We start from the raw sequence: 12006 nt of genomic DNA on the forward strand, positions 1-12006 counted from the left end.
TTGTATCTGTTTGAAAGCCTGAATCAACTGATTCAAAACTACCTGCCGGAAGACCAAATTAAGCGTCTGCGGCAGGCGTATCTCGTTGCACGTGATGCTCACGAGGGGCAAACACGTTCAAGCGGTGAACCCTATATCACGCACCCGGTAGCGGTTGCCTGCATTCTGGCCGAGATGAAACTCGACTATGAAACGCTGATGGCGGCGCTACTTCATGACGTGATTGAAGATACTCCCGCCACCTACCAGGACATGGAACAGCTTTTTGGCAAAAGCGTAGCCGAACTGGTAGAGGGGGTGTCAAAACTTGATAAACTCAAGTTCCGCGATAAGAAAGAGGCGCAGGCCGAAAACTTTCGCAAGATGATTATGGCGATGGTGCAAGATATCCGCGTCATTCTCATCAAACTCGCAGACCGTACCCACAACATGCGCACGCTGGGCTCACTCCGCCCGGACAAACGTCGCCGCATCGCCCGTGAAACCCTTGAAATATACAGTCCGCTGGCACACCGTTTAGGTATCCACCACATTAAAACCGAACTCGAAGAGCTGGGTTTTGAAGCGCTGTACCCCAACCGCTACCGCGTGATTAAAGAAGTGGTGAAAGCTGCACGCGGCAACCGTAAAGAGATGATCCAAAAAATCCTCTCTGAAATCGAAGGGCGTTTGCAGGAAGCGGGAATACCATGCCGTGTCAGTGGTCGCGAGAAACATCTTTATTCGATTTACTGCAAAATGGTGCTCAAAGAGCAGCGTTTTCACTCGATCATGGACATCTATGCTTTTCGCGTAATCGTCCATGATGCCGATACCTGTTATCGCGTGCTCGGTCAGATGCACAGCCTGTACAAGCCGCGTCCGGGGCGCGTGAAAGACTACATCGCCATCCCAAAAGCGAACGGCTATCAGTCTTTACACACCTCAATGATTGGCCCGCACGGCGTTCCGGTTGAAGTCCAGATTCGTACCGAAGATATGGACCAGATGGCGGAGATGGGTGTTGCCGCGCACTGGGCGTATAAAGAGCACGGCGAAACCAGCACTACTGCACAAATCCGCGCCCAGCGTTGGATGCAGAGCCTGTTGGAGCTGCAGCAAAGCGCCGGCAGCTCGTTCGAATTTATCGAGAGCGTTAAATCCGATCTCTTCCCGGATGAGATTTACGTTTTCACACCGGAAGGGCGCATTGTCGAGTTGCCTGCCGGTGCCACACCTGTCGACTTCGCATACGCAGTGCATACCGATATCGGTCACGCCTGCGTGGGCGCGCGCGTCGACCGCCAGCCGTACCCGCTATCGCAGCCGCTATCCAGTGGTCAAACCGTTGAAATCATTACCGCACCGGGCGCTCGCCCGAATGCCGCATGGCTGAACTTTGTCGTCAGCTCGAAAGCGCGCGCCAAAATTCGCCAGTTGCTGAAAAACCTCAAGCGTGATGATTCCGTAAGCCTCGGTCGCCGTCTGCTCAACCATGCATTAGGTGGCAGCCGCAAGCTGAATGAAATTCCGCAGGAGAATATCCAGCGCGAACTGGACCGCATGAAGCTGGCAACGCTTGACGATCTGCTGGCTGAAATTGGCCTTGGTAACGCAATGAGCGTGGTGGTCGCGAAAAATCTGCAACATGGTGACGCCTCTATTCCACCAGCGACCCAAAGTCACGGGCATCTGCCGATCAAAGGTGCCGATGGCGTGCTGATCACCTTTGCGAAATGCTGCCGCCCAATTCCTGGCGACCCGATTATCGCCCACGTCAGCCCCGGTAAGGGTCTGGTGATCCACCATGAATCCTGCCGTAACATCCGTGGCTATCAGAAAGAGCCAGAGAAGTTTATGGCTGTGGAATGGGATAAAGAGACGGCGCAGGAGTTCATCACCGAAATAAAAGTTGAGATGTTCAACCATCAGGGCGCACTGGCAAACCTGACAGCAGCGATCAACACCACTAATTCCAATATTCAAAGTCTGAATACAGAAGAGAAAGATGGTCGCGTCTACAGTGCCTTTATTCGTCTGACCGCACGTGACCGCGTACATCTGGCAAATATCATGCGCAAAATCCGCGTGATGCCAGACGTAATTAAAGTCACCCGAAACAGAAATTAATGTTTTATGAACCCAACACGTTATGCACGCATCTGCGAAATGCTCGCCAGGCGGCAGCCTGACCTGACCGTCTGCATGGAACAGGTTCACAAACCCCATAACGTTTCTGCGATCATTCGTACCGCAGATGCCGTTGGCGTACACGAAGTTCACGCTGTCTGGCCTGGTAGCCGGATGCGCACCATGGCTTCGGCTGCTGCTGGTAGTAACAGTTGGGTACAGGTGAAAACACACCGCACCATTGGCGATGCAGTCGCCCACCTGAAAGGTCAGGGTATGCAAATTCTGGCAACCCACCTTTCTGATAAAGCCGTCGATTTTCGCGAAATCGATTACACCCGCCCGACCTGTATTTTAATGGGACAGGAAAAAACGGGCATCACGCAGGAAGCATTAGAACTGGCAGATCAGGACATCATCATTCCGATGATCGGCATGGTGCAGTCGCTTAATGTCTCCGTCGCCTCCGCACTTATTCTTTACGAAGCCCAGCGTCAGCGGCAAAACGCGGGTATGTATCTGCGTGAAAACAGTATGTTGCCGGAAGCAGAGCAACAACGCCTGCTGTTTGAAGGTGGCTATCCGGTGCTGGCTAAAGTCGCGAAACGCAAAGGCCTGCCCTACCCCCACGTCAATCAACAAGGCGAGATTGAAGCCGATGCTGAGTGGTGGGCTACCATGCAGGCCGCAGGGTAAGCGCTATGAAAGGTCGCCTGTTAGATGCTGTCCCGCTCAGTTCCCTAACGGGCGTTGGCGCGGCGCAAAGTAACAAACTGGCGAAAATCAACCTGCATACCGTGCAGGATTTACTGTTACACCTTCCCCTGCGCTATGAAGATCGCACCCATCTCTATCCCATAGGTGAGCTGTTGCCGGGCATTTATGCCACGGTGGAAGGCGAAGTACTGAACTGCAATATCTCCTTCGGCGGTCGCCGGATGATGACCTGTCAGATTAGCGACGGTTCCGGCATTCTCACCATGCGCTTTTTCAACTTTAACGCCGCGATGAAAAATAGCCTGGCGACAGGTCGACGCGTGCTGGCCTATGGCGAAGCAAAGCGCGGCAAATATGGCGCGGAGATGATCCACCCGGAATACCGCGTACAGGGCGATCTCAGCACGCCGGAGTTGCAGGAGACGCTCACGCCAGTTTATCCAACCACCGAAGGCGTAAAGCAGGCAACGCTGCGCAAATTAACCGACCAGGCGCTGGATCTGCTCGACACCTGCGCCATTGAAGAACTCCTGCCGCCAGAACTGTCACAAGGAATGATGACGCTGCCGGAAGCGTTGCGCACTTTGCACCGCCCGCCACCGACATTGCAACTTAGCGATCTGGAAACCGGGCAGCATCCGGCGCAACGTCGTCTGATTCTGGAAGAACTGCTGGCGCACAACCTCAGCATGTTAGCGTTACGCGCCGGTGCCCAACGTTTTCATGCTCAGCCGCTTAGCGCCAGTGACGCGCTGAAGGACAAACTGCTCGCTGCCTTACCGTTCAAGCCAACGGGCGCGCAGGCGCGTGTGGTGGCGGAGATTGAGCGCGATATGGCGCTGGATGTGCCAATGATGCGTCTGGTACAGGGCGATGTAGGTTCCGGTAAAACACTGGTTGCCGCTCTCGCTGCGCTGCGTGCTATCGCTCACGGCAAACAAGTGGCACTGATGGCACCAACCGAATTGCTTGCCGAACAGCACGCCAATAATTTCCGCAACTGGTTTGAACCGCTCGGTATCGAAGTGGGCTGGCTGGCGGGCAAACAGAAGGGCAAAGCGCGGCTGGCACAGCAAGAAGCCATCGCCAGCGGTCAGGTGCAGATGATTGTCGGCACCCACGCTATCTTCCAGGAACAGGTACAGTTTAACGGTCTGGCGCTGGTGATTATCGACGAACAGCATCGTTTTGGCGTGCATCAACGCCTGGCGTTATGGGAGAAAGGCCAGCAGCAGGGCTTTCATCCTCATCAGTTGATCATGACCGCCACGCCAATTCCCCGCACTCTGGCGATGACCGCGTATGCCGATCTCGATACCTCGGTCATTGATGAACTGCCGCCAGGACGTACCCCAGTGACGACAGTGGCGATCCCGGATACGCGTCGTAACGACATTATCGACCGCGTGCGCCACGCCTGCATAACGGAAGGCCGTCAGGCGTACTGGGTTTGTACATTGATTGAAGAATCGGAATTACTGGAAGCGCAGGCAGCCGAAGCAACGTGGGAAGAGTTAAAACTGGCGCTGCCGGAACTGAACGTCGGTCTGGTTCATGGGCGGATGAAACCTGCCGAAAAGCAAGCGGTAATGGCGTCGTTTAAACAAGGCGAGCTACACCTGCTGGTTGCGACGACTGTTATTGAAGTAGGCGTCGATGTCCCCAACGCCAGCCTGATGATTATCGAGAACCCGGAGCGTCTGGGTCTGGCGCAGTTACACCAGTTGCGCGGGCGCGTAGGTCGTGGCGCAGTGGCTTCTCACTGTGTGCTGCTTTACAAAACACCACTCTCCAAAACGGCGCAAGTCCGCCTGCAAGTGCTACGCGACAGCAACGACGGATTTGTGATTGCGCAAAAAGATTTAGAGATTCGCGGCCCTGGTGAACTGCTGGGCACGCGCCAGACAGGCAATGCAGAGTTTAAAGTGGCTGATTTGCTGCGCGATCAGGCCATGATCCCGGAAGTTCAGCGCCTGGCACGCCATATTCACGAACGTTATCCCCAGCAGGCAAAAGCCCTGATAGAACGCTGGATGCCGGAGACGGAACGCTATTCGAATGCGTAAAAAGCGGCGGTATTTGCACCGCCGCTTCATCAGTTAACCCGCAAAAATCGGCAACATCAGGTAGAGCTTAATCACCAGGGCATTGACAATATCGATAAAGAACGCACCGACCATCGGCACCACCAGGAAGGCCATGTGCGACGGGCCAAAGCGTTCGGTGATCGCCTGCATGTTGGCGATTGCCGTGGGCGTTGCACCAAGGCCAAAACCACAGTGCCCCGCGGCCAGCACCGCCGCATCGTAGTTTTTCCCCATCATGCGCCAGGTGACAAAGATAGCGTACAACGCCATGAAGATGGTTTGCGCGACCAGAATCGCCAGCATCGGCAACGCCAGCGAAGCCAGCTCCCACAGTTTCAGCCCCATCAACGCCATCGCCAGGAACAGCGACAGGCTTACGTTACCAAGTACGGATACCGCGCGCTCAAAGACGCGGTAAAAGCCCAACATTGACAAGCCGTTGCTCAGAATCACGCCCACAAACAGCACGCAAACAAAGGTTGGCAATTCAAAAGCAGTGCCAGCCAAAAGTTGCGCAACGATTTTCCCTACCGTCAGACAGATAGCAATCAGCGCGATAGTTTCAATCAGTACCAGCGAGGTGATCATGCGCCCTACGTCGGGCTTTTCAAATGCGGTGGGGACTTCCTGGTCATCAGGTATGCCGTTCGGCGTGGTGGAGTGTTTCACCAGGTAACGCGCCACCGGGCCGCCAATCAGCCCACCCAGAACCAGACCAAACGTCGCACAGGCCATCGCCACTTCCGTCGCGTTGGTGAAGCCATAACGTTCAATGAACAATTTACTCCACGCTGCGCCGGTCCCGTGACCGCCAGAAAGCGTAATAGACCCCGCCAACAGCCCCATCAGCGGATCAAGCCCTAACAGGCTAGCCATGCCAATGCCGATGGCATTTTGCATCACCAACAGACCAACAACCACAATGAGGAAAATCCCCACTACGCGTCCACCGGCACGCAGGCTGGCAATATTGGCGTTCAGGCCAATGGTGGCGAAGAAAGCCAGCATTAATGGATCGCGCAAGGACATATCAAAATTAACTTCCCAGCCCATGCTTTTTTTCAACACCAGCAGAGCCAGTGCCACCAACAACCCTCCGGCAACCGGTTCTGGTATGGTGTATTTTTTCAGAAAGGAGACGGAATGGACCAACTTGCGCCCGAGCAGCAACGTCAGCGTTGCGGCAACAAGCGTTGCTAAAGTATCGAGATGAAACATAGTTACTCCTTTGTATCCGCACCACTCTTCATACTCGTCATACTTCATCGCGCAATCATAGTAAGACGAAATATGACGAGTATCGAGTCATGCTTTCCCGGTTCGAATTCTTAGCTGAAAATAAAAAAATGGCATGGATTTTAAGCAGAAAACAACCAAAAGTTATATAAAAAAGTGCATTTATCGCATTTAAATATTTAGAAGAATGATTGGCAAACGTTTGCTTTTGCCTTTCGGTCAGCTAAAATGCCCGCTTTGCTACCACGGGATTGTTTTCGATGTCTGTTTCCACCTTCGAGTCAGAAAATGCGCAACCGGTTGCGCAGACTCAAAACAGCGAACTGATTTACCGTCTTGAAGATCGTCCGCCGCTTGCTCAAACTCTGTTTGCCGCCTGTCAGCACCTGCTGGCGATGTTTGTCGCGGTAATCACGCCAGCATTGTTAATCTGCCAGGCGCTGGGTTTACCAGCACAGGACACGCAACACATTATTAGTATGTCGCTGTTTGCCTCTGGTGTGGCATCAATTATCCAAATTAAAGCCTGGGGTCCGGTTGGCTCCGGTTTGTTGTCTATTCAGGGCACCAGCTTTAACTTCGTTGCTCCGCTGATTATGGGCGGAACAGCGCTGAAGACCGGTGGTGCCGATGTTCCTACGATGATGGCGGCTCTGTTCGGCACACTGATGCTGGCAAGCTGCACCGAAATGGTTATCTCCCGCGTTCTGCATCTGGCGCGCCGCATTATTACGCCGCTGGTTTCCGGCGTCGTGGTGATGATTATTGGCCTGTCACTGATTCAGGTTGGGCTAACATCCATTGGTGGCGGTTATGCGGCCATGAGCGATAACACCTTTGGTGCACCGAAAAATCTGCTACTGGCGGGCGTGGTCTTAGCTTTAATCATCCTGCTTAATCGCCAACGTAACCCCTACTTACGCGTAGCCTCGCTGGTGATTGCGATGGCGGCAGGATATGCACTGGCGTGGTTTATGGACATGTTGCCAGAAAGCAACGAGCCGATGACGCAAGAGCTGATTATGGTGCCAACGCCGCTCTATTACGGACTTGGTATTGAATGGAGCCTGCTGCTACCACTGATGCTGGTCTTTATGATCACCTCACTGGAAACTATTGGCGATATCACAGCCACCTCCGACGTTTCCGAACAACCGGTTTCTGGCCCACTGTACATGAAACGTCTGAAAGGCGGCGTGCTGGCAAACGGCCTGAACTCGTTTGTGTCGGCGGTGTTTAACACCTTCCCGAACTCCTGCTTCGGGCAGAACAACGGTGTGATCCAATTGACCGGTGTTGCCAGCCGTTATGTCGGTTTTGTCGTGGCGCTGATGTTGATCGTGCTGGGCCTGTTCCCTGCGGTGAGCGGTTTTGTCCAACACATTCCCGAACCTGTTCTGGGCGGCGCTACGCTGGTGATGTTTGGTACTATCGCCGCATCCGGTGTGCGTATCGTTTCTCGTGAGCCACTGAACCGTCGGGCGATTCTGATTATTGCCCTGTCGCTGGCGGTCGGTCTGGGTGTTTCTCAGCAGCCACTGATTTTGCAGTTTGCCCCTGACTGGCTGAAAAATCTGCTCTCCTCCGGGATTGCCGCTGGCGGTATCACTGCCATTGTACTGAATCTGATTTTCCCGCCAGAAAAGCAGTAATTTACTCGCGGCGGTAAAATTCTTTACCGCCGTAACCACTCTCTTTCTCCATTCCTGCCTTGAGGAATGCGCGTAAATCGTGCATAACTCCCTTATGTGCATTTCACGGGATGGAAGACCATGAAATTTATTGGGAAGCTGCTTCTCTACATTTTCATCACGCTGTTAGTGGCGATAGTTGGCCTCTATTTCCTTCTGCAAACCCGCTGGGGAGCAGAGCATATCAGCGCATGGATTTCCGAGAATAGCGACTATCATCTGGCCTTCGGGGCGATGGATCACCGTTTTTCCGCGCCGTCTCATATCTTGCTGGAGAACGTCACATTCGGTCGTGATGGTCAACCCGCCACTCTGGTTGCAAAAAGTGTCGATATCGCGCTAAGTAGTCGGCAACTGAGCGAGCCACGGCATGTCGATACTATCCTGCTGGAAAACGGGACGCTGAATCTCACCGACCAGACCGCGCCGCTACCGTTTAAAGCGGATCGTTTGCAACTGCGTGATATGGCATTTAACAGTCCCAATAGCGAGTGGAATCTTAGCGCACAGCGAGTCAATGGCGGCGTCGTTCCGTGGTCGCCGGAAGCCGGTAAAGTACTAGGCTCAAAAGCACAAATTCAGTTCAGTGCTGGCTCTCTGTCGCTCAATGATGTTCCTGCCACCAATGTGTTGATTGAAGGGAATATTGATAACGATCGCGTCACACTGACTAATCTGGGTGCCGACATCGCCCGCGGGACATTAACCGGAAATGCGCAGCGTAACGCCGACGGTAGCTGGCAGGTGGAAAATCTGCGCCTGGCGGATATCCGTCTGCAAAGCGAAAAATCGCTCACCGACTTCTTTGCGCCCTTGCGCTCTGTCCCGTCATTGCAGATTGGCCGCCTGGAAGTGATCGACGCCCGCCTGCAAGGCCCGGACTGGGCGGTGACCGATCTCGATCTCAGCTTGCGCAATATGACCTTTATTAAAGATGACTGGCAGACACAGGAAGGCAAGCTATCAATGAACGCCAGCGAGTTTATTTATGGTTCGCTGCATTTATTTGACCCGATTATAAACGCGGAATTTTCCCCGCAAGGCGTAGCGCTGCGCCAGTTCACCAGCCGCTGGGAAGGGGGGATGGTCAGAACGTCAGGAAACTGGCAGCGCGATGGAAAAACGCTGATCCTCGACGATACAGCGATTGTTGGACTGGAATATACCTTACCTAAAAACTGGCAACAGTTATGGATGCAGCAAACTCCCGCCTGGTTAAACACTCTGCAACTGAAGAGATTCAGCGCCAGCCGCAATCTAATCATTGATATTGACCCAGCCTTCCCGTGGCAGCTCACAGCGCTGGATGGCTACGGCGCGAATCTGACACTGGTAGCCGATCATAAGTGGGGCGTCTGGAGTGGCACGGCAAATCTGAATGCTGCCGCTGCAACATTCAATCGTGTTGATGTGCGCCGCCCGTCGCTGGCGCTAACCGCCAACAGCAGCACGGTGAATATCAGCGAACTTAGCGCGTTTACCGAGAAAGGCATTCTGGAAGCCACTGCCAGCGTCTCACAAACGCCGCAGCGCCAGACCCATATCAGCCTGAACGGACGCGGTGTACCGGTAAATATTTTGCAACAATGGGGATGGCCAGAATTACCCATCACTGGAGATGGCAATATTCAGCTCACCGCCAGCGGCGATATTCAGGCCGATGCACCGCTAAAACCCACGGTTAACGGACAGCTCCACGCCGTAAATGCTGAAAAACAACAAGTGACCCAAACCATGAATGCTGGCGTGGTTTCCAGTGGTGAAGTTACATCGACGGAGCCGGTACAGTAAAATCAATCTCGCCGGGTACGACACAGACGTACCCGGTATTTCTTCAACAAATTACAGCGTAATTGTCAGCTCATTCCCTTGCGGGGTCACCACCACACCCAACTCACTTTCAGCCTGCGAACCGCCTTGCAGACCATTTACTTTAGCGATATTGCGTAAGCACAGCGTCCAGTTCTTCGCTTCTCCCGTACCAGTCACAGTAATGATGTTGCCAGTACGTGCCGCTTTCAGGGTGAAGATCACCGAACCATCAGCGGCTGGGACTTCGCAGACGGCTTCACGCCCGTCTTGCAGATTAAAGAGCTGGAAGGCCGTGCCTTCGTGCCACGCATAATCGGGGCGTTGTTCATTGTTGCCCAGCCCCAGTAGGGTGTTATCACGCACATATACCGGCAGACTCTGAAAGCCGTGTTGTTGTTTATGCCAGCGGCTGCCGTCTATTTCATCGTTATGCCACAGGTGCGTCCAGCGACCTTCAGGCAAGTAGAATTGCACATCGCCAGCTTCAGTGAACACCGGCACGACCATCACGCTGCCGCCCAACATGTATTGGCGATCAAGGTAATCACAGGCCGGATCGTCCGGAAACTCCATTACCATTGCGCGCATCATCGGCGTACCCAGCGCGTTCGCACGAGCAGCTTCACGATAAAGATACGGCATCATGCGGCATTTCAGTTGCGTGAAGAAGCGCACCACGTCACAGGACTCATCATCGTAGGCCCACGGCACACGATAAGATTTGCTGCCATGTAAACGGCTATGGCTGGAGAGCAAACCAAACGCGCACCAGCGTTTGTAAACGTGCGCCGGAGCGGTATTCTCAAAGCCGCCGATATCGTGGCTCCAGAAGCCAAAACCAGAAAGGCCAATAGACAAACCTCCGCGCAGGCTTTCCGCCATTGATTCGTAATTGGCGTAGCAATCACCGCCCCAGTGCACCGGAAATTTCTGCGCACCTACGGAAGCCGAGCGGGCAAACAAGACGGCTTCTTCCTCGCCAACGGTTTCCTTCAGCACGTTCCATACCAGTTCGTTGTAGATGTATGCATAATGGTTATGCATTTTCTGTGGATCACAACCGTTAAACCACTGAACGTCTGTTGGAATACGTTCGCCAAAGTCGGTCTTAAAACAATCGACACCCATCGCGATCAGACCTTTCAGTTTATCGGCGTACCATTTGCAGGCATCCGGATTAGTAAAGTCATAAATCGCCAGCCCTGGCTGCCATTTATCCCATTGCCATAGCGAGCCGTCCGGGCGTTTGAGTAAATAGCCTTTCTCTTGTAACTCCTTAAAGACTGGAGATTTCTGCCCAATATAGGGGTTAATCCAGACGCAGATTTTCAGCCCTTTTGCTTTCAGGCGGCGGATCATGCCTTCCGGGTCCGGAAAGGTCAGCGGATCCCACTCAAAATCGCACCATTGGAAGGCTTTCATCCAGAAACAGTCAAAGTGGAAAACATGCAGCGGCAGATTGCGTTCCGCCATACCATCGATAAAACAGTTAACCGTCGCTTCGTCGTAGTTAGTGGTAAATGAAGTGGTTAACCACAGACCGAAGGACCACGCGGGCGGCAGCGCCGGACGGCCGGTAAAACGGGTATAACGATCAAGTACCGCTTTCGGCGTCGGGCCGTCGATAACAAAGTATTCGAGGTATTCACTCTCCACGCTGAACTGCACTTTGGAGACTTTCTCCGATCCCACTTCAAAAGAGACGCATTGGGGATGATTGACCAGTACACCATAACCACGGTTAGTCATGTAGAACGGGATATTTTTATACGCCTGTTCAGTACTTGTGCCGCCATCCCGGTTCCAGGTTTCTACCGTCTGACCATTGCGCACCAGGGCAGTAAAACGCTCTCCCAGCCCGTAAACCGTTTCACCGACGCCAAGATCCAGCCGCTCAAACATATAATTTCGTTGATTATTAGTGTCCTGCACATAGCCATTATTTTTCACCTGGCTACCGGTAATACGTTCGCCATTACGCAGAAAATCCAGTGACCAGAACTCACCTTTACTGACACGCGCGCTTAAGTTGCCACTTTTAAACTCAGCGTAACTTTCTGTGTTTTCGATTGTGACATTCGCGTCCTGCAAAATATTGAGCGGATAATGAGGGCCGTTATCCAGCGCCCCCTGAAAATGCTCAATCCGTACACCGACAATACCTTCCTGTGGGGAGAAAAAACGCAGCGTAAATAAAGGCGTGTCAAGCTGCCAGGTACGTTCACGCACATCACGGGGGGCAGCATAGACCACCATTTCATCACCCTGCTGTTCAACCTCGAACACCTGAAGCGGGTGAATCAAATTGAGGCCAGGTTGAATCAACCAGTTTCCATCGCTAATTTTCATTGCCG

General features: G+C 53.3%; 7 protein-coding genes. 5 read left to right on the forward strand and 2 right to left on the reverse strand.

Annotated elements, in window-relative coordinates; all coding sequences use genetic code 11:
* Genes spoT through recG form a run of 3 tightly spaced genes read left to right on the forward strand, consistent with a single transcriptional unit; the run spans position 1 to position 4892 of the window.
* Positions 1-2109, forward strand: coding sequence for a bifunctional GTP diphosphokinase/guanosine-3',5'-bis pyrophosphate 3'-pyrophosphohydrolase (gene spoT / locus A9587_RS09750; protein ID WP_000280466.1), 2109 nt, complete (start codon positions 1-3; stop codon positions 2107-2109).
* A 6-nt stretch (positions 2110-2115) separates the two neighbouring features.
* Positions 2116-2805, forward strand: a complete 690-nt coding sequence (gene trmH / locus A9587_RS09755) for a tRNA (guanosine(18)-2'-O)-methyltransferase TrmH (protein WP_001070171.1) — start codon at positions 2116-2118, stop codon at positions 2803-2805.
* A 5-nt stretch (positions 2806-2810) separates the two neighbouring features.
* Complete coding sequence (gene recG / locus A9587_RS09760; protein WP_105263480.1) at positions 2811-4892, forward strand: ATP-dependent DNA helicase RecG; 2082 nt, start codon at positions 2811-2813, stop codon at positions 4890-4892.
* 33 nt (positions 4893-4925) lie between these two features.
* Here recG and gltS read toward each other — a convergent pair whose 3' ends face one another.
* Positions 4926-6131: a sodium/glutamate symporter gene (gene gltS, locus A9587_RS09765; RefSeq protein ID WP_000468834.1), complete on the reverse strand. Its 1206-nt coding sequence runs from the start codon at positions 6129-6131 to the stop codon at positions 4926-4928.
* A gap of 278 nt (positions 6132-6409) precedes the next feature.
* Between gltS and xanP the strand changes: the two genes are divergently transcribed.
* Positions 6410-7801, forward strand: coding sequence for a xanthine/proton symporter XanP (xanP, locus tag A9587_RS09770; RefSeq protein WP_001517446.1), 1392 nt, complete (start codon positions 6410-6412; stop codon positions 7799-7801).
* A 120-nt stretch (positions 7802-7921) separates the two neighbouring features.
* A complete protein-coding gene (locus A9587_RS09775; RefSeq protein ID WP_105263481.1) occupies positions 7922-9631 on the forward strand; it encodes an AsmA family protein in 1710 nt (569 codons plus the stop codon).
* A 51-nt stretch (positions 9632-9682) separates the two neighbouring features.
* On the opposite strand, the gene yicI is transcribed toward A9587_RS09775, so the two are convergent.
* Positions 9683-12001, reverse strand: a complete 2319-nt coding sequence (yicI, locus tag A9587_RS09780) for an alpha-xylosidase (RefSeq protein ID WP_105263482.1) — start codon at positions 11999-12001, stop codon at positions 9683-9685.
* Positions 12002-12006 lie beyond the last annotated feature (5 nt).

Origin of the sequence: Escherichia sp. MOD1-EC6162, from assembly GCF_002965125.1 — a bacterium.
Lineage (GTDB): Bacteria > Pseudomonadota > Gammaproteobacteria > Enterobacterales > Enterobacteriaceae > Escherichia > Escherichia marmotae.